This is a genomic window from Pseudomonas sp. RG1, from assembly GCF_025910115.1.
GTDB classification, from domain to species: Bacteria; Pseudomonadota; Gammaproteobacteria; order Pseudomonadales; family Pseudomonadaceae; genus Aquipseudomonas; species Aquipseudomonas atacamensis.
In genome coordinates this window covers 76,590-99,285 of sequence record NZ_JAPCIK010000029.1, presented here as the reverse complement: position 1 = coordinate 99,285, position 22,696 = coordinate 76,590, and the positions used below count along the sequence as shown (strand labels likewise).

Annotated in this window: 11 protein-coding genes and 1 pseudogene; 9 read left to right on the top strand and 3 right to left on the bottom strand. The window is 57.7% G+C overall.

Features of this window, described 5'->3' with window-relative positions:
• Positions 1–39 precede the first annotated feature (39 nt).
• The 3 genes from OK411_RS16915 to OK411_RS16905 are packed head-to-tail and all read left to right on the top strand — an operon-like array spanning position 40 to position 2,815.
• Complete coding sequence (locus tag OK411_RS16915; RefSeq protein ID WP_136492496.1) at positions 40–798, top strand: hypothetical protein; 759 nt, start codon at positions 40–42, stop codon at positions 796–798.
• Positions 795–1,445 carry a hypothetical protein gene (locus OK411_RS16910; RefSeq protein ID WP_136492497.1) on the top strand — a complete coding sequence of 217 codons (651 nt, stop codon included), beginning with the start codon at positions 795–797 and terminating at the stop codon, positions 1,443–1,445. Before OK411_RS16915 ends, OK411_RS16910 begins: the two co-directional genes overlap by 4 nt.
• A 47-nt stretch (positions 1,446–1,492) precedes the next feature.
• Positions 1,493–2,815, top strand: coding sequence for a hypothetical protein (locus tag OK411_RS16905; protein ID WP_177421644.1), 1,323 nt, complete (start codon positions 1,493–1,495; stop codon positions 2,813–2,815).
• A 158-nt stretch (positions 2,816–2,973) separates the two neighbouring features.
• Here the strand turns inward: OK411_RS16905 and OK411_RS16900 are convergent, their stop codons facing one another.
• Complete coding sequence (locus OK411_RS16900) at positions 2,974–3,597, bottom strand: glutathione S-transferase family protein (RefSeq protein ID WP_122612497.1); 624 nt, start codon at positions 3,595–3,597, stop codon at positions 2,974–2,976.
• Positions 3,598–3,712: 115 nt separating this feature from the next.
• Positions 3,713–4,531 (bottom strand): alpha/beta fold hydrolase, encoded by an 819-nt coding sequence (locus tag OK411_RS16895; RefSeq protein ID WP_073471151.1) that lies wholly within the window; start codon positions 4,529–4,531, stop codon positions 3,713–3,715.
• Positions 4,532–4,754: 223 nt separating this feature from the next.
• Here OK411_RS16895 and OK411_RS16890 point away from each other — a divergent pair, with 223 nt between their 5' ends.
• The 4 genes from OK411_RS16890 (at position 4,755) to OK411_RS16875 (ending at position 19,369) form a co-directional block, all read left to right on the top strand.
• Positions 4,755–6,461, top strand: a complete 1,707-nt coding sequence (locus OK411_RS16890) for a ShlB/FhaC/HecB family hemolysin secretion/activation protein (RefSeq protein ID WP_136492498.1) — start codon at positions 4,755–4,757, stop codon at positions 6,459–6,461.
• Between the two features lie 24 nt (positions 6,462–6,485).
• Complete coding sequence (locus OK411_RS16885; protein ID WP_264365405.1) at positions 6,486–18,350, top strand: deaminase domain-containing protein; 11,865 nt, start codon at positions 6,486–6,488, stop codon at positions 18,348–18,350.
• 2 nt (positions 18,351–18,352) lie between these two features.
• Positions 18,353–18,718: a hypothetical protein gene (locus tag OK411_RS16880; RefSeq protein WP_122507940.1), complete on the top strand. Its 366-nt coding sequence runs from the start codon at positions 18,353–18,355 to the stop codon at positions 18,716–18,718.
• Between the two features lie 303 nt (positions 18,719–19,021).
• Complete coding sequence (locus OK411_RS16875; RefSeq protein ID WP_217849121.1) at positions 19,022–19,369, top strand: hypothetical protein; 348 nt, start codon at positions 19,022–19,024, stop codon at positions 19,367–19,369.
• A 93-nt stretch (positions 19,370–19,462) separates the two neighbouring features.
• On the opposite strand, the gene OK411_RS16870 is transcribed toward OK411_RS16875, so the two are convergent.
• A complete protein-coding gene (locus tag OK411_RS16870; RefSeq protein ID WP_264365404.1) occupies positions 19,463–20,506 on the bottom strand; it encodes an LLM class flavin-dependent oxidoreductase in 1,044 nt (347 codons plus the stop codon).
• A gap of 203 nt (positions 20,507–20,709) precedes the next feature.
• Here OK411_RS16870 and OK411_RS27155 point away from each other — a divergent pair.
• Both OK411_RS27155 and OK411_RS27150 read left to right on the top strand, forming a co-directional pair.
• Positions 20,710–21,750, top strand: a pseudogene (locus OK411_RS27155) (cache domain-containing protein); the annotation flags it as partial.
• A 138-nt stretch (positions 21,751–21,888) separates the two neighbouring features.
• Complete coding sequence (locus OK411_RS27150; RefSeq protein WP_370593578.1) at positions 21,889–22,656, top strand: methyl-accepting chemotaxis protein; 768 nt, start codon at positions 21,889–21,891, stop codon at positions 22,654–22,656.
• The last annotated feature ends 40 nt before the right edge of the window (positions 22,657–22,696 follow it).

Below are 22,696 nucleotides of genomic sequence, written 5' to 3'. Positions count from 1 at the left end.
CCATCATGCATCCCAGTTAAACAGGGATGTCAAAACACGATGCTGCATGCCTTCAATCAAGGTAAAAGTCACCTTTACAGACGTTACCTCGGCCACCGCGAAATGGGTGAAAAGCGGGTTTGTGAAGAAGACGAAATCACCGCTCTGCTCATGGGGCCGCTCGATTACATGCCTGCAAGCGCTGTCGAGCTGTTTTGGCGTGGTCTGGTGGAGCGCCAGGGACACGGTATTTCTCCGGGCTTTCCGTCTGCGACCGCTAGCCACGTCAGGATGCGGTTCTGGCCCAGACGCGGCATCGAGCCGGACCTAGTTGTCGAACTGGGCTGGGCTTCGGGCGAACGACGCATTTTGCTGGTCGAATTCAAGTGGAACGCGCCACTGAGCGGCGAGTGGCAGTTACAACGTCAGTGGCTCGAATACCTCACTGAAGAAGAGCGTGCAGACGCTTATCATCTTTTCATAGCGCCCGATATCAGTTCTGGTCTCAACGCGGTCAGTAGCCACGATGTTTGGAACGGACAATTGATTCTGCACTCCTGGATCAGTGTCCTGAATGGCCTGCGCCATATCAAAACCGAATATGTCGGGCTCCAATCGTGGATCAGGCAGACAGAGGTCTTCCTCGACAAGCTGGGGATCGTGCGATTTGAGGGTTTTCATGGTCTCGGCATGCCGCCGACGCTCGATCGAAGCCCCGTTTTTTGGCGGCCACTAGGCGGTTTCCATGAAATCGTCGCGCCTTCTTTCCCAACGAACCCAATTTCGACAATTCATTGTTTTTGGAATCCGACACCATGAATCCTGTTTCAGATATCGGTCTTTCGATTACGCAGAGCATTCGTTTCATTTCAAAGGTTGGCGCCGAGTGCGATCACTTGGCCAAATTGATCCGCGAGGAAGTTAGCCGCATGCTCCTTGTGCCGGACATCGCTCATCGCTATCGCGCGGCTGGCCAATGGATGGAAACATTCGCCAATGACGAGCAAGGCTGGCTATGCGCACAGATGGGATTTTCGCTTCCCGTGATCATCAAGCCTAAACGCTCTGTATGCGGGTACATCGTCGTGCAGATCAGTCTGTCGGAAGATGGAATCGATGCTGACGATAACCACCAGCCTCTGGTGCATGTCGGCTGGTGGGGAGCGGCAATTGATTTTGACCAGTTCGTCATGACCTTTCCGATAGAACTGGATGACGAATTCGAGCTGAGTCTGGAGGCTGATCGCTTGTTCAGATGGAATCACTCTCAGTATGACGATGAGTGGTGTTACAGCCTTTATCTGACCGATATCAACACTCCTGCCGATGTGCAGGCGCTGATTGTCAATCCGCTGAAGGTTCTGCTTTCAGGTGGCGATGCGGATCGCGCTCTTTCAGGGTCGCGCGCGGTGAGGTATGCAGCGGTGGAAGGCACGCCCGGGAAATACCGCGTTCTGCCCCGTTGATTTCTCGCCATCATTTAGCCGATTTGAATTGAACCGCAGGACACCCCATGCACCGCACAGAGTATCTGGCAACAGCCAGCGTCAATGACTTCATCGATTGGCTAGCGAATAATCTGCATCACACATCACTGTTCGCCCATTCATATTTCGATCGCAGTCGCAAAGAAACTGTAGCGTTCGCTGGCCTGGAAGATGCTTGCGGCAAGTATTACTGGAAGCATCGAGGCACCTTCGGGGTTCCCGCTGGTATCGATCTGGAAAGCAGTCATGCTGCGCTGAGCGCGTTACGAGATGCATTGCGAAGAGCGATCCACTCGGCTGACGACAGCGCCACACTTGAGGCGAGCACTGAGGTCATGGCCTGGGGCGGGGTGCGTGCAGGGAATGTCCGATGGTTGACTGCGCAGTCGCCGCGATTGGCGCAGATCCTGACGTCGACGACAGCGGCGCTGGCCAGCGACAATCTGGCTCATCCGCTCCTGAACGCCCTCGAACAGCTGCGCTTCAATGCCGGGATGACCAAGGTTTATTCATTGTTGGTCGATGACTTTATCATCTACGATAGCCGGGTCGCCGCTGCGCTGGGCTGGATTGTGGTGAAGTATTGTCAGGATCGAAAACTGCAGCACGTGCCTGCAGAACTCGCTTTTCCGTGGGCTCCCTCGAAGGAAGCCGCTAATGCAGCAGCGCCGAAAAATCGAAATCCGGGTACAACCCGTTACCACTTTCCTCGTTTGATTGCCGGCAGACATCATGCCGCGTGGAACCTGAAGGCAAGCTGGATTCTGGCGCAAGTCCTGACCCGAGCGACCGCCAGTACTTTCAATCACGGTTCGGCCATACTCGGTTTACGTCGCTTCGAAGCTGCTTTGTTCATGATTGGCTATGACTTGCCCGCAATGGCTGCTGACGAAACCTCACAGGTTGCATCCGATGCCCACACCGAGGGTGAATGGACTGAGTGCTACACGGCAGCACGAGGCAAGCGATTCCATTATCGGATCAATACCCACGGCATCTATCTGGACGACGGTCGCCATTACCCGATCGGGCTCATCAACTCGATGCTCGCCCATTTGCAGCATCAGTTCGCCAGTGGTCAGTTTCCCTTGGCTAACAGCGCAACAAAAGTCAGGAGCGGTGAAAGTCGGCCCGGCATTGGCAGCGCTTACTTCAAGGAGACTGGGCGAAAAGGAAATCCGCCGGATACCAGTGCCCTTGTGGCAGTACTGCATGAGCTGGGCGCTCTTGCCTATACCCCGGGTTCTCCTGAACCGTGGTCGATCAACTTCCCCGTGTTTGCAGTGGAGGCGCCGTTGGACATCTCTGCGCTTTTCGCCCGTGAATTCGAGTTGAACGAAGAGCTCTAAGGCGCCAGATTCATACTTGATCTGATCGTCTGGCGCTTGCCGGCCAAGCTGCCAATCAACACCTCCGTGCCGACAGTTGCATGCGCAAAGGTCGGTTCATTGAGCTCATGCGCGGCGTGCATCATTTGCGCGTTTTCAAGCACAAGTGTTGAAAAAGGTTACGGCGTGCCATTGCGCCCGTACAAACGATAACCGTCGCGCTGATTCAAGCGATCGTAATAGGCGCGCACCGCAGCCAGATTCCCGTGATCGAGCGGCGTTTCGAACCAGCGATTCACTGACAGCCCGATCGGAATGTCCGCCAGGGAAAACTGCTCGCCACTGACGTAAGCGCCAGTCTTCTCCAGTTGGCGGTCGAGGATTTGCATGTTGCGCATCCAGTCCCGGCAGCCGGCGGCCAGGGCATCGCCGTCCTGATAATCCGGCGACTTGCGCACCAGCGCCATCAGCGGGTACGACCACGAGCGATTCAGCTCCGAGGCCTGCCAGTCGATCCACTGATCGACCCGCGCGCGGGCGATGGGCTCAACCGGATATAAATGCGCACCGCCGTAACGCGTCGCCAGATAACGAATGATGGTGTTGGATTCCCAGAGAGTGAAATCGCCGTCCTGGATCACCGGCACCATGGCGCAGGGATTGAGCGCGAGAAACTCCGGCGTGTTCGGCGACTTGAAGCCCGAACCCCAGTCTTCGCGCTCGAACGGGATGTCCAGTTCGGCACAGGTCCACAGCACTTTGCGCACGTTGATCGATGAGGCTTTGCCGAGTATTCGCAGCATGGGATTTCCTTCTCCGAGTGGTGGACGCAGGAAAATACCATAGCGCAAAACACAAGGCCCGCATCGCGCGGGCCTTGGTTCATCAGCATCTGACTACGGCTGTTGCCGGGCGGGATTACCGGTTGAGGAACGCCAGCAGATCCTCATTCAACGCCTGCGCATGCGTCACGGCAAAACCGTGCGGCGCGCCGGCGTAGACCTTCAACTCGGCGCCTTTGATTTGCGCGGCGGCCTGCTTGCCGGTGGTTTCGAACGGCACGATCTGGTCGCCGTCGCCATGGATCACCAGAGTCGGCACGTCGATCTTGGCCATGTCCGGGCGGAAGTCGGTTTCCGAGAACGCGGTGACGCAGTCGACGGTGCCCTTGAGCGACGCCAGCAGCGCGATGTTCAGGGTTTGCGTGAGCACGCCGTCAGAGACTTTCTGGCCCTGATTGGTGCCATAGAACGGCGCGTTGAAGTCGGCGATGAACTGCGCGCGATCCTTCAGCAGGCCAGCCTTGATGCCGTCGAACACCGATTTGTCGACGCCCTCGGCGAAGTCGGCTTTCTTGCCGAACAGCGGCGTCACCGCACCGAGCAATACCAGACCGGCAACGCGCTCGCTGCCGTGGCGGGCGATGTAACGGCTGACGTCGCCGCCACCCATGGAGAAGCCGACCAGGGTCACGTCGCGCAGGTCCAGATGGTTGATCAGGCCGGCGATGTCATCGGCGAAGGTGTCGTAGTCGTAGCCGGTCCATGGTTGATCGGAGCGGCCGAAACCACGGCGGTCGAAGGCGATGGTGCGATAGCCACGACTGCTCAGGTATTCCATCTGGTATTCCCACATGTCGGCATCCAGCGGCCAGCCGTGGCTGAACAGCACGGGCTTGCCGCTACCCCAGTCCTTGTAATAGATCTCGGTGCCGTCTTGGGTCTTGAAGGTGCTCATGCAAACTCCTTGTGATCGTGTGTGGCAAGAATAGATGCCGATTGGGCAACGGCCACTATCCGCGCAAAACGCGCCCGCCACTTGTACGCAGGTGCTGGTTTCACCCGTATGAAAGCGCGGTAAACACCGATGAGCGGTACAAACTTAAGTTTGACGTCAAAATGATGGCCCTCTAATATCGCGCCACTATTTTGATGTCACTTTTTATGTCGAGGGATCGAACATGTTTTCACCCGCCTTCACGGCGCGGTTGTGCCTGGCGCTGCTCTGCCTTTCTCCGCTTGAGTCTGCCTGGGCCGCGCCCACTCCCGGTGAAACCGACCTGATCCGCGAACGTCAGAACCGTTTGCTCGAAGAGCAGCAGCGGCGCCTCGAAGAACTCAAGGATCTACCCGGCAAAGACGCTAAACCCGTACAGCCGACAACCCCCGTCGACACTCGCTGCTTCACCATCAAGGACATCGAGCTCAAGGGCGCCGACAGCCTCTCGGAGCGCGAAAAGACGCGGCTGCTCAAGCCTTATATCGGCGAATGCCTCGGCGTGCCGCAGCTCAACGAGCTGCTCAAAGTCATCACCGACCATTACATCGAAAAAGGTCTGGTCACCAGTCGCGCGTATTTGCCGCAACAGGATCTGTCCGCCGGGCACCTGAAAGTGCTCGTGGTCGAAGGCAAGCTCGAAGGCATGAAGGGCGCAGAAAACAGCCGGCTCTCGGATCGCGAACTGGCCATGGCCTTTCCCGGCAAAAGCGGTGAACTGGTCAACCTGCGCGAGATCGAGCAGATGGTCGATCAGCTCAATCGCCTGCCATCCAATCAGGCCAAAATGGAGCTGGCGCCGGGGCAGAATGTCGGCGGCAGCGAAGTGCGCGTCACCAATACGCCGCAGAAGCCATGGCGCGCCGGCCTGTCGCGCAGCAACGATGGCCAACGCAGCACCGGCGAGCAGCAGTGGGGCACGTCGTTCGACTGGGACAGCCCGCTGGGTCTGGCCGACCAACTGAGCCTGCGCGGCGGTCACGATGCGATGACCGATCACCAGCACACCTCCAACAACGCCATGCTCAATTACAGTCTGCCGTGGGGCTGGTGGACGTTCAGTTACACCTACAGCCAGAGCGAGTACCGCTCGCAGATCGCCGCCAACGGCTACAACTTCAAGCAGACCGGCGACAGCGAAAACCATCAGTTGCGCGCCGAACGCGTGATCCATCGCGACGCGGTCAGCAAGACCTCCCTCAGTGCGGGACTTTCGTACCTGCGCAGCAACAACTTCATCGAAGACAGCAAGCTCAAACTGAGCAGCAATCGCGTCAGCGAAGCGCAATTCGGCTTCAACCATGGCCGTCGCATCGGCAGCGCATTCGTCAACTTCGACGCTGGCATGCAGGAGGGCATCGGCGCTTTCGATGCGCAGGGCAGTCACGATCCCGGCCCCGGCGAACCGGACGCACGCTATCGCAAATACACCGCAACCCTGAGCTATTTGCAGCCATTCAAATTGCTCGGTGAGTCCTTCAGCTTCAGCAGCCTGATGACCGGCCAGCGCAGCGAAGACGTGCTGTTCAGCCCACAACGCACCAGCCTCGGCGGCTCGGCGTCGATCCGTGGCTACAAGGATCAATCGCTGTCCGGCGACAGCGGTGGTTACTGGCGCAACGACCTGCGCTGGAGCCGCCCGGTGACTGCCGAATGGCTGCAACCGGTGTTCGCCGAATACGGCACCAGCCTCGGTTACGACCAGGGCGTAATTCGCGGCGATCGCTACAACGGCGATCAGCACGGGCGCATGTCGAGCAACTCGCTGGAGCTGTTCGCCCGTGGTCAGCATGTGGCCGCCAGCGTGACTTTCGCGCATTCCCTGGAACGACCGGACGCGCTGACCGAGCGTGAAGCGCCGATCTATTTCCGCCTGGACTTTTTCATCTAAACGCTAGTAATCGGGGTCATTGACATGGACGTTCGCCAGTTTGCCTTCCTCGCAGATCAGCCGAGTGCGGTCGTTAAAAACCGTGAGTTGTTCCTTGGCATGCCCAAGCGCGGACTGGCCTTCCTGCTGGCCAACGTCATGTTCTGGCAACCGGTCTGGGCGCAGGCCGACGGCATCGTCGTTGCCAACCCGAATACCACGCTGGACCGTGCCGGCAACGGCGTGCCGATCGTCAACATCGCCACGCCCAATGCCAGTGGCCTGTCGCACAACCAGTTCCACGATTACAACGTCGGCGCACAGGGCGTCATCCTCAACAACGGCGCGACTCAAACTTCGAACACGCAACTGGGCGGTCACGTCATCGGTAACCCGAACCTGAAAAACAGCGGTTCGGCGCAGGCGATTCTCAACGAAGTCATCAGCGGCAACCCGAGTCAGTTGCGCGGTTACACCGAAGTAGCCGGGCAGTCGGCGCGGGTCATCGTCGCCAACCCCTACGGCATCACCTGCAATGGCTGCGGTTTCATCAACGCACCACGGGTGACGTTGACTACCGGTAAACCAGTGCTGGAAAACGGTCGGCTGGATCGCTTTCAGGTCGATCAAGGCAGCGTGGCTATCGAAGGCGCGGGCATCAACGCAACCAATATCGACCGCTTCGAAATCATCACCCGCAGCGCCAAAATCAATGCGCAGATCCAGGCACAGAACCTGACCATCGTCGCCGGTCGCAACGACGTCAACGCCGACACCCTTAACGCCACTGCCCGCGCCGATGACGGTAGCGCCAAACCCCAATTGGCCATCGACTCCTCGGCACTCGGCGGCATGTACGCCGGGGCGATCAAGCTGGTCGGCACCGAGGCCGGCGTCGGGGTGAAACTCGACGGCAAACTGATCGCCAGCGGCGGCGATATTCAGCTCGATGCGAACGGGCAACTGAGCCTGGCCGACACCTCGGCCACCGGCGCGGTCAACGTCAAAGCTGCCAGCCTCGACGCGCAAGCTCCGATTTACGCCGGCACATCGCTCAACGTACAGACCCAAGGCAACCTGACCAACCGCCAGACCTTGGCCGCCCGCGACAGCGTGGTGCTCAGCGCCGGTGGGCAACTGACCAATGCCGGCGCTATTGAAGCTGGCGTCAACGCAGACGGCAGCCGTAACAACAGCGGTGATCTGAGCCTGAGTGCACAGGCCATCAACAACAGCGGCAAAGACCTCACCGCCAGCCGCAACCTGACGGTCAACGCAACGCAGATCCTGAACAATCAAAACGGCACGCTCAGCGCGCAAAACATCAGCATCAGCGGCGGCATGCTCAACAACCGCAGCGGGCAAATTCTCGGTGATCTGGGCCTGAACATCGACCTGAGCGGGGCGCTGGACAACCGTGATGGCGTTCTTGGTTCGGGGCGTTTGGTCAATCTCAAAGCCGCGAGTCTGGATAACCGCGAGGCCGGTGCGGTGGTCAGCGATGGCAGCCTGACGGCGCGCATCAGTGGCACCCTCGACAACCGCAACAAAGGTGACATCTCGGCCAAAAGCGCCCTTGATCTGCAGGCCGGCACGCTGCTCAACAGCGACGGCAAAGTCATCGGTAAAAACACGCTGGCCCTGCGCGGTGATGTGGTCGATAACAGGGGCGGTGTGATCCAGGCTGACCAGCAACTGAACCTTAACGTCGCACAACTGGATAACCGCGAAAAGGGTGTGATCAGCGGCAAACAAGGCCTGACCTATGTGGGCACTCGCCTGGACAACAGCGGTGGGCTGGTCAGCGCGGCCGGCGCGGTCAATCTTACCGCCGCAGAGATCCAAAATGCTGCCGGGCGCATTGCCAGCCAAAGCGACTTGCTGGCAACCATCGGCCTGCTGCAGCAACAGGGCGGCGAACTGGTAGCGCAAGGCAATTTGAGCCTGAGCGGCAAGTCCCTCGATAACCGTAACGGCGGACTGGTCGGCACCACCCAAACGCTGACCCTGTCGGTGGATGACGTCGACAACCGCAGCGGCGAAATCTCCAGCAGCCTGTTGATGAACGTCAAAGGTCTGCGTCTGGACAACAGCGACGGCGGCAAGATTCTTTCCGGCAGCGATCTCGGATTGAGCGTCGGCAAACTGATCAACCAGAGCAAAGGTTTGATCGCCGCGACCAAAGGCGCGGCGACGGTCACTGGCAACACGCTCGACAACGGTGGGGGGACGCTCAACAGCCTCAACGGTCTGGTGATTACCCTCGATGATGCGCTGAGCAATTCTCTTGGCGTGATCAACAGCGACGGCACGCTGACCATCAATGCCGCACGCATCGACAACAGCAACGGCAGTCTCGGCAGTGGCGGCGATCTGAAGCTGACCAGCACTGGCGCGTTGTTCAATCAGGCCGGTTCGATCAATACCGACCGCGCGCTGACCGTCAACAGCGGCAGTCTGGATAACAGTCGCAAAGGTGTGATTTACGCCCAAGGCAGTAGCCGGGTCGAGACCGGCGCTTTCAATAACAACGATGGCGGCAAACTCACCAGCGGTGCGGCACTGACGCTCAAGGCCGGCCAGGTCAACAACGCCGCTGGCCGCATCGCCAGTCAGCAGGCGCTGGATGTTTCGCTCAGCGGGCTTGATCAGCAGGGCGGTGAACTGTTCAGCAAGGCCGACCTGACGCTCGATCTGAATCACGGCCAGTTGAACAACCAGAACGGTTTGATCAATGCACCCGGTACGCTCCTGCTGAAAAACCTCAACGGCGTGAACAACCAGGGCGGGGAAATTTCCAGCCAGCAGGCTTTCACATTCGCCGCGCGTGAGCTGGACAACAGCAACGGCAAACTGCTCAGCCAGCAGGGCCTGACGTTGCGCATCGCTGGGGCATTGAACAACCTCAAAGGCGTCATCTCTGGCGCCTCGCTCGACAGCCACAGCGGCAATCTGGGCAACCATGAAGGCTTGATCAGCAGTCGCGGCGAGTTGTTGCTGACTGTCGACAAGACCCTGGATAACCAGCTCGGTACGGTCATCGCTGACGGCCAACTGACCGTCAACGCTGATGAACTGGTCAACCGTGAAGGCAACATCGCCGGCAAGGCCGATGCCGGCGTGCAGGCCAAAACCGTCAACAATCAGAAGGGGCAACTGATCGCCACCGGCGTGCTCAAACTGCAGGCCGGTCAACTCGATAATCAGCAGAACGGTTTGCTCGGTTCGAGCAAGGACATGACCCTGACCGTCGCTGACCTGGACAACCGTGGCGGCGAAATCAGCAGCAGCGGCGATTTGCTGGTCACTGGCACAAAACTCGACAACAGCGACGGCGGCAAGATTTACACCGGCAAAGGCCTGACCCTGACTGTCGACGAAGTGCTCAACCGCAGCAAAGGGCTGATCAATGCGGGCGCCCGGTTCACTCTGCAGGGCCGCTCGCTGACCAACGACGGCGGCGAATTGCTCAGCCAGCAAGGCATGTCGCTGAACCTCACCGGCGCCGTTGACAACAGCTCGGGCAAGGTCAGCAGCGAAGGCACGCTGGCGGTCGACACCGCGAAATTGACCAACGTTGGCGGTAGCCTGTCCAGCGCGGCAGATCTGAAGGTGGACAGCGACGGCAGCATCGATAACCAGGCTGGCCAGATCGTCACCGATGGCACGCTGCTGCTGACTGGTGCCAGCCTCGATAACCGTCAAAAGGGCACGCTCAGCGGCAAAGGCGCGGTCACCGTGACCACTGGCGCCTTTGATAACAGCAACGGTCGACTCAGCAGTGCCGACACCCTGAACCTCACGGCGGGTCAGGTCACCAACGGCGGCGACGGCAGTATCGGTAGTCAAAACGCGCTGACGGCTTCGGTCAGCGGCCTCGATCAGCAAGGCGGCAAGCTGTTCAGCAACACGCAACTGAGTCTGGATTTGAACCACGGTCAGTTGAACAACATTGGTGGTTTGATCAACGCCCCGGGCGCGCTGCTGCTCAAGCAGCTCAAGGGCGTCAACAACCAGGGCGGCACGATTTCCAGCGCCGAGGCGTTCACCCTGACTGCACAAAGCCTGGACAACAGCGACGGCAAGCTCTTGAGCAATCAGGGCCTGACCCTGCGCATCGCAGCGGCGCTGGACAACGTCAAAGGCATGATCGGCGCCGCCGCCATCGACGCGCACGCGGCAAGCCTGAACAACAGCGGCGGCAACCTGGTCAGCCGGGGCGACCTCGACCTGACTGTGGACGGCTTGCTGCGCAATGACGGCAAAGGCTTGATCAGCGCGGCGCAGTCGCTCGAGATCAGCAGTGCCGGGTTGAACAACCGCGACAGTGGTTTGATCAACAGCCAAGGCAACCTGACCCTGACCGCCACCGGGCTGGACTCCAGCGAAGACGGCGAGGTTTCTGCCAGCGGTGACATGGACTTGAAACTGACGTCCCTGACCCAGAACGGCGGACGCCTGCTGGGCGACAAAGCCGTGACCCTCGACCTTGCCAATGGTGATCTCGACAACCAGCACGGCTTGCTCACGGCTCAAGGGCCACTGACGCTCAAACGCCTGCGTGACGTGAAAAACCAGAGCGGCGAGATCTCCAGCGACCTCGGTTTCGATCTCATTGCTCAAGCGCTCAACAACACTTCCGGCAAGATCATCAGCGGCGAAAAACTGCTGTTGCGTGGCACCGCACTGATCAACCAGAAAGGCCTGATCTCCGGCTGGCAGGGACTCACCGTCAACGCCGACAGCCTCGACAACCGCAACAGCGGAACGCTCTCCAGCAAGTTCGCCGATGTCTCGGTCGACCTCAAGGACGCGCTGCTCAACAGTAGCAACGGTGCACTGGTTGCTCAGGGAAGCCTGACCGTCAAAGCGGGCAGCCTCGACAACAGCAACAAGGGCAATCTCAGCAGTGGCGCAGCGCAGACCCTGACATTGGGTGGTGCGCTGAATAACAGCCAGGGCCTGATTTTCAGCGGCGCGGCACTGGATGTGGTCAGCACGGCGTTCACCAATGTCGGCGGCTCAGTCAATGCCGAACAGGCGTTCACCGCCACCGCCACGCGTCTGGACAACAGTGCCGGACAAATCGCCAGCAACGACGCAATCACTCTCGGCCTGAGCGGCGAGCTGAACAACAACTCCGGCAAACTGGCGAGCAGCGGCGCGATGTTGCTCAAGGGCGTCACCGACCTGCGCAACCAGAACGGCCAAATCGCCAGCCAGAAAACCCTTGAGGTGCGTAGCGGTTCGCTGAACAACAGCAACAAGGGTACGGTCGCGGCCAACGATCAGTTGCAGATCATCGCAACGGGCGCCGTCAATAACAGCGCTGACGGTCTGATCTACAGCCAGAACGCTGGCGTAGAGCTGAGCGCCGCCAGCCTGGGCAACGGCAAAGGTTCGATTCAGAGCGAAGGCGCGTTGACCCTGGACATCGGCGCTGACTTCGACAACCAGAGCGGCAAGGTCATCGCGCAGAACGGCAAGGTCTTCGTCAAAGCGGCCAACATCGACAACCGTGGCGGCATTCTTTCCAGCATCAAAGGCGCACTGGAAGCACGCACCGTCGGCGTGCTGCGCAACGGTTTTGACCTGAACAACAATCGTCAGGGCGGCATCATCCAGGCGCAGGCTCTGACCCTGACCGCACTGGCCGGGCTGAACAACAACGGCGGGCGCATTTCCGCACAGTCCGCTGACAGCAGCATTACCACCACCGCGCTGGATAACAGCAGCGGTGTGCTGTATGCGAAGGGATCGCTCGGCGTCACCGGCTCGAATCTGGAAAATGCCAGCGGCCAGATCGCCGCGAATCGCATTGACTTCGGCCTGACGGGTGCGTTGCGCAACGGCACGGGCGTCATCGAAAGCGAAACCCAACTGAGCGTAAAAGCGGCCAGCGTAGACAACCAGAACGGTCGTCTGCGTTCGCTGGGCAATACCGGCAAGACCCTGTTCCAGATCGGCGGTCTGCTCGACAACCGCAACGGCGTGCTGGAAACCGCCAACGTTGACATGACCCTCGCGCTCGGCGGCTTCCTCAATGGCGGCGGGCAACTCAACCATGTCGGACGCGGCAAGTTCGACATCTCCACCGCTAATGTCATCGGCGCCGGCGGCAGCATCGTCACCGGCGGACTGTTGGAACTCAACGCCGACAGCTGGAGCAACTCCAACGTCATTCAGGCCGGTCGCCTGAACGTCAATGTCGGGCAGTTCAGCCAGACCGCGAGCGGCAAGCTGCTGGCTTCGGATTCGCTGCAGATCCGTGGCGGCAACTGGAGCAACGACGGGCTGATCGCCAGTGACGGCGACATAGACGTACAGATCGGCGGTAGTTACAGCGGCAATGGGCGGCTGTCGAGTATTGGCGCGATCAACCTTACAGTGGCACAGCTGACGCTGAGCTCAACTTCCAGTATCGCCGGCGGCGGCAAAACGCAGATCCAGACAGGGGGCTTGCTCACCAACGCCGGACGCCTGACGTCGAACTCAGATTTGGACGTCGAAGCTGGGAGCCTCAGCAACACTGGCACCCTCGGTGGTTCTCAGGACGTGACAATCAGAACCGCAAATCTGGTGAATGATCGAGGCCTTCTTTTCAGCGGCCAGAATACCGTTCTGGAGACCACGGGCTTTACCAACAATTATGCCGATGTCTACAGCCTGGGCGCCTTGACGATCAGGGGTTACAGGGGGGGCGAACGGGCCAGCATTCTGGAAAACATTTCTGGAACGATGGAGAGCGCTGGCGACTTTTCGATCAATGCAGAGACAATGAATAACCGCGGCGACAAGTTCGAAGTGTCACGCAAATTGGTGTCTGGATTTATCGCCACCAAATGCAACGATTGCAGTGGTGACACCTACTACGTCGAATTCGGCTTGAAGGAAATTTATGAAGGCGGCGTGTCTGATCAGTCGCCTGGCGCCAAATTGGTTTCGGGTGGCAACTTTACGTTCAACGGTGGTGCCTTCCTTAATAGCCGAAGTGAAGTTGTTGCGGCGCGTGATATCACCATCAATGCCATCGACTTCAGCAATATCGGAGCGTCTGCTGGCACGATCGAACGCACACGCATCTACAACATGCCCGGCATTACCGACGGGACTTACTCCCGCTTCATGCGTGGTGATGTCTGGAATTACAATCAGCGCAACGATAACGGGCCGCTGACGTTTCACTACATGGATGACGCGCGGCAATTCCGAACCGGCAAGCTTGGTTCAGAGGATTTTTACCGTAAAGGAAGCTTGGAATCCCGGGCTATCTTGGTCGACAGTGAAACTGGTGCCAAGCTGATGAAATATGGTGCTTATCAGTTTCCGGCCGCCAGAGAACAATCGGAATACGATCCGAATAATCTGCTTTCGATTCCAGCGGCTCTTGCCAATTTGACCCCGGTCAGCGACACCGAAATTTCCCGCAACGGTGGCGCGGTGCAAAGTGCAGTGGTCCAAGCCGGCGGTAAGGTCAATATTACGGCCACAAAGAACCTGACAAACAGCGTGATCCATGAGGATTATGGCTTCATCGCTGGGGTTGATCGTGTCCAGAACACCCAAGGTGGCGGAACCGGTCAGCCGCTTTTGGTGCACCTCAACAGCCAACTGCCTCCAGACCTAGCGCAACAGCAAGTAAATCCGCTGAGCTTGCCGGGCTTTTCCCTGCCAACGGGCGAAAACGGTCTGTTCCGGCTGAGCGGGCAGGGCTCCAGCAGTACCGCAGCCAGCAATACCGGGCCAGCACCAACGTGGACGGTCGGTAATGTTGTGGTAAATGCCCAGGACCATCTGGTCGCAGCGACCAGTGGCGGGCCGCGCAACCTGTTCATCGATGCCCCGGCAGCGGTGTCTGACAGCACGCGCGCCGTTGATACCTTCCAGCGCACCCCAAGCATGGTTCAGGCGGTTGCCAGTACGGTCGACGTCAAGGTGCCCGAGGGCAGTGCCGGGTCGGGCATGCCGAGTCGCGGCAACGACATGAAGGAGTCGATTGACACCCGTCCGGTCACTCGTGTCACCGGCCTGCCGGACACCACGGCACCGTCCAATCCGCACAAATACCTGATCGAAACCAATCCGGTGCTGACCGAGCTCAAGTCGTTCATGAGCTCCGATTACCTGTTGGAAAAACTCGGCTTCGACCCAGACCAAAGCGCCAAGCGCCTCGGCGACGGTCTCTATGAGCAACGCCTGATCCAGCAAGCCGTCACCGCCCGCACCGGCCAGGCCTTCCTCGACGGCCAGACCTCCAACGAGGGCATGTTCAAGTACCTGATGAACAACGCCATCGCCAGCAAGGACGCGCTCAACCTGTCCGTCGGCGTCGGCCTCACCTCGCAGCAAGTCGCCGCACTGACCCACGACATCGTCTGGCTCGAAGAACACGAAGTGAACGGCGAAAAAGTGCTGGTGCCGGTGGTGTATCTGGCCCAGGCCAACGGCCGCCTCGGCCCGACCGGGGCGTTGATTGCCGGTAACGATGTGACGCTGATTGCTGGGGAGAATCTCGATAACGTTGGTACGTTGAAGGCGACCAATAACCTGTCGGCCACCGCAGGCAAGGATCTGGTCAACAGCGGCTCGATTGAGGCTGGAAATCGTCTGGATTTGTTGGCCGGCGACAATATCGTCAATAAATCTGGAGGAATTATCTCCGGACGTGACGTCAGTATGGTGGCGCTTACAGGTGACATCATCAACGAGCGTACAGTGACCAGTGCTGACTTTAGTAAAAACGGTCAAACCCGATATCACGAGTATCTGGACAATGCTGCACGTATTGAAGCGGCCAATGATCTGACCATTAGTGCAGCACGGGATGTAACCAGCAGTGGTAGCGTTATCTCTAGCGGTCTGGATACCAAGATCGAGGCAGGTCGCGACGTAAGTATTGTTTCTACACAGCAGGTGCAAGTTGAGTCCGGGGGACGAAATCAAAGTTCCATTACTCAATTCAGTTCCAGCTTAAACGCCGGGCGCGATGTAGCCATCAGTGCGGGGCGTGACTTCAGCGCCATCGCGAGCGGAATCGATGCCAAGCGAAATGCTGTGATCCTCGCTGAAGGTGATTTAACGGTTACCTCCGCTGCCGATGAAAGTCACTCATACTCCAAAAGCAAGAAGCTCACTACCCAAGAGGATCATGTCAAGCAGATAGCCAGCAGTATAACTGCAGGCGGTAATGTGGCGATGCGAGCGGGTAATGACCTTGCATTGATTTCAAGTCGGATCACTGCAGGTGATGAAGCCTATTTAGTCGCTGGAAATAATCTCGACGTACTCGCGGCCCAAGACAGCGACTATTCGTTGTACGACAAAAAGAAGAAAGGCAGTTTCGGTAAAAAACAAACTCGACGCGACGAAGTTACCAAAGTTACTCATGTCGGCAGCGAGATTAGCACTGGAGGCGATCTGGTATTGGCCAGTGGTGGTGATCAGCGTTATCAGGTTGCGAAGCTGAACAGCGGTAAAGATCTGGTTCTTCAAAGCGGCGGTTCAATCACCTTTGAGGGAGTTAAAGACCTCGATCAGGAAAGTCATCAGAAAAGTAGTACCAGCATGGCCTGGAACTCCATGAAGGGTAAGGGGCACACCAACGAAACCCTGCGCCAGAGCGAACTGGTTGCACAAGGGAATCTGGTGATCAAAGCCGTTGATGGTCTGCATATCGACGTCAAAGACATCAACAAAAAAACAGTCAGCGAAAGTATTGATGCAATGGTTAAGGCTGATCCTCAGCTGGCTTGGCTGAAAGAGGCCGAGAAGCGTGGCGATGTCGACTGGAACTTGATTAAGGAGACTCACGAGTCTTTCAAATACAGCAGCTCGAGCCTGGGTCAAGGCGCAATGCTCGCAATCATCATAGTTGTAACGGTGCTCACGGCAGGCGCTGCAAGCGCTGCTGTGGGTAGCGTTGCGGGTGCTGGCGTCGGAAGCGGGTCGGCAATGGCAGCGGCTGGTAGCACCGCTATGGTTGAGGCAGGGACCGCGGTGGGGACCGCAGCAGCCGGTTGGGGCAACGTGATGGTTTCCAGCGTACTCACTTCGATGGCCGGTTCGGCCGCTGTGAGCACGATCAACAACCGGGGGAATGTTGGTGCAGTACTCAAAGACATCACTTCCGAAGACAACTTAAAAAACTATGCTGTCGGGGCTGCTACCGCCGGATTTACCAGCGGTTACCTGGATGATGCGTTTGGTGTGACCAGCGATAACGTCAACAAGGTTACTCACGGTTTTGATCTGAGCAGCCTTGAAGGTATTGGTAAATTCAGTGCTTATTCTGGGGCGCAAGGATTGTTCCAGGCGGGTGTCAGTACGGCGATAAATGGTGGAAGTTTCACAGACAATCTTGGTTCGTCAATGACTGCTCAGGCGCAAGCCGTTTTACAGGCCGTGGCCTTCAACGCAGTTGGCGATTATGCGAAGAAACAGAAATGGCCTGATGGCAGTCTCCAGAAAACAATTTTGCATGCCGTCGTCGGCGGGCTCCTGAGTGAAGCGGCAGGCAAGGGGTTCGCCACGGGTGCAGCGGCAGCAGGCGCCAACGAAGCGTTGAGCAATAGCTTGGCCGCAATTGTCAAAAACAATCCGAAGTTTCAGCTCACGGCATCTCAGTTGGTGGGCTTGACGGCTGCGGGGTTGGTAGGTGGAGACCTGCAAACAGGTATCGACATTGCCAAGAACGCAACCTCATTCAACCGGCAATTACATCCGGATGAGATCAAATTTGCTTCTGATGATGAACGGGTTAATCGATACGCTGCAGAAAGGGGAATTAGTGAAGATCAAGCCCGGACTGAGTTGCTGCGTACGGCCGCAGCAATGGTGGACAAGGGCTGGAATGCGACCTTCAGTGAAAGCGATGGTAAGACCAATGCAGCGGCGAATTTCCTTCGTACGGAAGTTTCACAGTCGCAGAATACTGGGTTGTTTCGGGTCACTCTAGCTGACTACAACGACGAAAGGCTGGGCTTGAAGGAGCTGCTCAAAGACCGAGATTCAGTCAAAGCTCTGCTCGACCACATTGCTTTGGTCGATCCATACAAGTACCGGCACGATCCGAAGTACCAAGCAGAAATCCTCAATGCAAAGGGAATCGGTAGCGCTGAAGGCTTCGCGGCCGTCATGGAGGGACTTGTCAGTTCCAGCTCGAAATCAGCCTTGTGGGTGATGGGAGCCGTCAATTGCCCTAGCTGCGCTGCTACCGATCTGGAGGCAGCTTTTGACTCGGTCATGAATTGGCCGGAGGAGGTTCGGCTCAAGGGGTATCTGGATGTCTTGCACACCATGCAAGACAACGGAATTGATGTCGTCAGGGCGAATGCAGCAGTGGCTACGGCCACGGGTGTCGGACTTGGGCTGGTGTTGGATGGGGGATTGTCCTGGGGCGTGAAAGACACCGTGCCCACGATTTCAACGGTGAAGCCGGATCCTTTGATTTATTTGTCCAACTCAACGGCTCCGGAAGTTCGTACAGGCCTTATAAACGCCCTTCAAGAAATACGCAGGGAGCTTCCTGCGCAGGGCAACGCTGCATTTGCAGAAATAAAGATTGACTCGCTATCTGCCGAGCCCATGGTGTTCAAGGCATACAGTAAATACAATGATCGTGAAGGATCCTATTTGCCGAAACCGCCAGGTGATGTGGATACATGGGTCTTGAAGCCAAAGGTCGCATCGAGTAAATATGTAAATTCACCTGAAGGGTACATGCGAGATATGGATACGGAATTCAAGATTCTTGAAACAGTGGCGCAACGGCTCGGTGATAACAAGGAGGCAGTTGGGAGAATAGACTTGATTTCCGAGAAGGCTGTCTGTCCTAGCTGTACCGATGTGATCACTCAGTTCCGTGACCGCTATCCAAAGATTCAATTGAATGTATTTACGGTGGAAAATTGAATATGCGAGTCGATAGTATGTTTAATCAGGCCAAGGCTATGGTTGCAGGGAACTATAGTTACGCGATTGATGAGCTTTGTTTTCGTCCGGAACAAGCGTTTGCGTATACTCAGGACGAATTGGAGCGTCTTATGCGAAAGGATGCTCCTGGCGCAAACGCAGTTCTTCAGACTGCTATTTACATGGAAGGCATTCGTCGAGGGCTAAGGCTGTCAAAGGAAAGTCAATACGCGATTGATATGTTGGAGGTTTTGGCAGATACGTACGAAAAGTGCAGTGTTGAGAGTCTTATAGAAATCGGCGTTGATGATAAAGAATTAGAAATTATCCAGTCTGATATGGACACTGTTAGAAAAGTGTTTTTGTGATGAAAATTATAAGGCCGGGCTTTAACTGCTTTTTGAAGGGTAAATGGGGATAGATCACGTTTAATTCAATTAGCTGAAGCACCGGTACCGTTCATACCTTGTTGAAAGCATTTTTTAGGGGTTGTCCCTTTTTATTCAATTTAGCGTTAGCGAAGTGTCAGAGTAGTGAGAGGTATGTTGGATAAATATTTAGATGAAGTTGTGCGCATTCTGATGAGGGTTGCCGCTAATAAGGTGTGAATCAAAATAAGGGCAGGTTGTCGGCTGCAATATCTGGAGCTTAAAGCACACGAGGATCAACCATTGAGCAATGTTGAAGCACTGAATGGCTTTCTGCGTGAATACGTTCATGTGGAAAGTCTTCGCCTGGATTCCGAAGATGGACTTACCGGTTACAACCTGTTGATGACGCTGGCGAAGTCTTCGGATCCTGGAGCAGCGACTATCGCGGTCATATTTTTTAACGTGGGCGGTTTGAACGTGCGGGGATTTGGTGGTGGCTTGACACAGTTCATGGACCTTTGCGTGTCGCGGGTTGAAGGCGGACTGGATCGTATCCGGTATGAGCTGGTTGATGAGGAAGAAGAAAAAATAGCCTTCAACTTCCACTCCTTCAAAGTGCTCAGCGAGGACCGTGGCAGCGGCGAATAGGCTGCGAAAGCCAGGTTGCACAAGTCGATGCTGTTTCCAAAGAAACGCCCCGTCTGAAGCGGGGCGTTTTTTTTGGTTTAACCTGCGAAACCTTTAGCGAAACGCCGGCACCACATGCTTGATAAACAACTCCAGCGACTTCTTCTTCTCTTCATGCGGCAAGCTGTTGTCACACCAGAAACTGAACTCATCCACGCCCAGTTCCTGGTAGTACTTGATCCGCGGAATGATCTCTTCCGGCGTACCAATCATCGCCGTCTTGTGCAGGCTCTCCAGCTCAAACTCCGGACGTCCGGCAAACTTCTCTTCCGGGCTCGGCGCGAGGAAGCCATTGACTGGTGTTTGCTTGTTGCCAAACCACGCATCGAACGTGCGATAGAAACGTGAGATGGCTTTCGCGCCGACCTTCCAGCCGTCCGGGTTATCAGCGGTGTGCACGTGGGTGTGGCGCAGCACCATCAGTTGTGGGCGCGGTACGTCTGGGTTGTTGTCCAGTGCAGTCTGGAATTTGTTCTTCAGGTCGAGGACTTCTTCGTCGCCTTTCATCAATGGCGTGACCATGACGTTGCAGCCGTTGGCGACGGCGAAGTTGTGCGAGTCGGGGTCGCGGGCGGCGATCCACATGGGTGGGTTGGGCTTCTGGATCGGTTTCGGCACGCTGGTGGAGGTGGGGAATTTCCAGATGTTGCCGTCGTGGGCGTAGTCGCCTTGCCACAGGGCGCGGACCACCGGGACCATTTCGCGCAGGGCCTGGCCGCCGCTGGAGGCGGGCATGCCGCCGGCCATGCGGTCGAATTCAACTTGATAGGCGCCGCGTGCGAGGCCGACTTCCATGCGGCCGTTGCTGATCACGTCGAGCAGGGCGCATTCGCCGGCGACGCGTAGCGGGTGCCAGAACGGCGCGATGATGGTGCCGGCGCCGAGGTGGATGGTGGTGGTTTTCGCTGCGAGGTAGGCCAGCAGCGGCATCGGGCTTGGGGAGATGGTGTATTCCATGGCGTGGTGTTCGCCAATCCACACGGTGCTGAAACCGCCAGCCTCGGCCATCAGCGTCAGTTCGGTCAGGTCTTCGAACAGTTGGCGGTGGCTGATGCTTTCGTCCCAGCGTTCCATGTGTACGAACAGGGAAAATTTCATGACGCTACCTCGAGTCTTTTGTAATTGGCCGGTCGTATGCGGGCCTGTCGAACTGACGTGAGCGCTGTGCGCTCGCGAGTCTTCTCACCATTCAAGCACGCCTTCGAGGACGGCTGTTCGGTTGATTGAATATTGGTATACCATAATACGGAATATCCGCAAAACATTTCTGACCGACACTTCGAACAAGGAAGGCGCAAGCAATGAACATAAAACAAAAACTGACTCTGGCTTTTGCGGTAATCGCCAGCCTGCCGGTGTTACTGGTGGCAGCGCTGATCATCCTCAATGTCCGCGAGAGCGCGCGCGACACCTTTACCGACAGCACCGGGCGCGAAGTGCGTCAGGTGGAGAACGCGATGCAGCTGTTCTTCGAGGGCATCAGCCAGAACGTTGCTTACCTGGCCGAGCATCCACAACTGCAGAGCATCGACACCAGCCTCAAACGCTACCTGAGCAGCGACGCCGCGCAAGTGCCAATGGGGCCGCAGGATCAACAGCTGTTCAAGCTGTTCGACGGTCTGGCCAAGGCGCACCCGGCTTACACCTATCTATCTGTCGGCACCGAGCAGGGCGGTTATCTGTTCTGGCCGGGCGATGCGAAGTTGGCGAACTACGATCCGCGCACCCGCCCCTGGTACAAAACCGCGATGGCCAATCCCGGCAAAACCCTGCGCACCGAGGCCTATTACTGGGCGGCGGATGACGTGGTGCTGGTGAGCACTGTGCGCAGTTTCAACAACCAGTTGGGCAGCAATGCCGGGGTGGTCAACATCGATGTGTCGCTCAAGCAGTTGACCGATCTGGTCAAGCAGATCCGCCTCGGTGAGAGCGGTTATCTGTTGTTGATGGAAGCCAACAACACCGTGCTGGTGGACCCGAGCGATCCGGCGCACAACTTCAAGAAACTCAGCGATCTCGGCGACGGTTATCAGCAACTGGCCGAGGCGGGCAAAGGCCTGGTCGAGGTGCAACTGGCCGGCGAGGATTACATGGCGCTGGTCTGGCCGTCGCAAGCGTTGGGCTGGCGGTTTGTCGGCTTGGTCAAGGCGAGCGAAGTGATGGCCGGGGCGACGCATTTGACCTGGCTGATCGGCGCGATCGCTGTGGTTTGCGCACTGTTGTTTGCAATGGCCGGCGCGTGGTTTGCCGGGTTGATGGTCAAGCCGATTCGTGGTGTCGCCAGCGGACTCGAAGGCATTGCCCAGGGCGAGGGCGATCTGACTGCGCGACTGGAAGTACGTGGGCAGGATGAAACCGCGCAACTGGCGGGCTGGTTCAACCAGTTTCTTGAAGCGATTCGTACGTTGATTCAGCGCATCGGCCAGGCAGCGGGGCAGATTCACAGCAGCTCTGGCAGCGCCACCGAAGTCTCGGCGGAAATGGCCGACGTCGCTTCGCGTCAGCGTGAGGCGGTGGACATGGTGTCTACGGCGTTTCACGAAATGGTCGCCACTTCCAACGAGGTTGCGCGCTCGTGCAGTCAGGCGGCCGACTCGGCAGACAACGGTCAGCGTCAGGCTCACACCGGGCAGCAGCAGATCGACGCGGCGGTGAGTAACGTCGGGCGCTTGAGCCAGGAGATCGGCCACAGCGCCGAGTCGATGCAGCAACTGGAACAGGACAGCAACGACATTCAGTCCATCCTCGGCACCATCCGCTCGATTGCCGAGCAGACCAATCTGCTCGCGCTCAACGCCGCCATTGAGGCCGCGCGCGCTGGTGAACAGGGCAGGGGCTTTGCCGTGGTCGCTGATGAAGTCCGGGCGCTGGCCAAACGCACTTCGGATTCCACCGGTGAGATTGACGCACTGCTCGGCAATCTGGCGCGGCGCACCCACCAGATGGGCAAGCAGATGCACGCCAGCCTTGAGGTGTCGCAGGAAACCGTGGTGTCGATCAACGAGGCGCGGGCGAGTTTTGAATTGATCCGTGAATCGGTCGACGTGATCCGCGACATGAACACCCAGATCGCCACGGCGGCGGAGGAACAGCATCAAGTGGCAGAGGACATCAATCGGCACATCAGCCAGATTCATGGCGATGCGCAGTTGGTGGCGAGCCTGGCGGATTCGACTCGCCAGGATGCGCAGAACCTGACGGCGTTGTCGCAGACGTTGAATCAGTTGGTGAGCCGGTTTAGGACCTGACACGGTCGCCCAGGCAACACCAAAACCAGTGGGAGCGAGC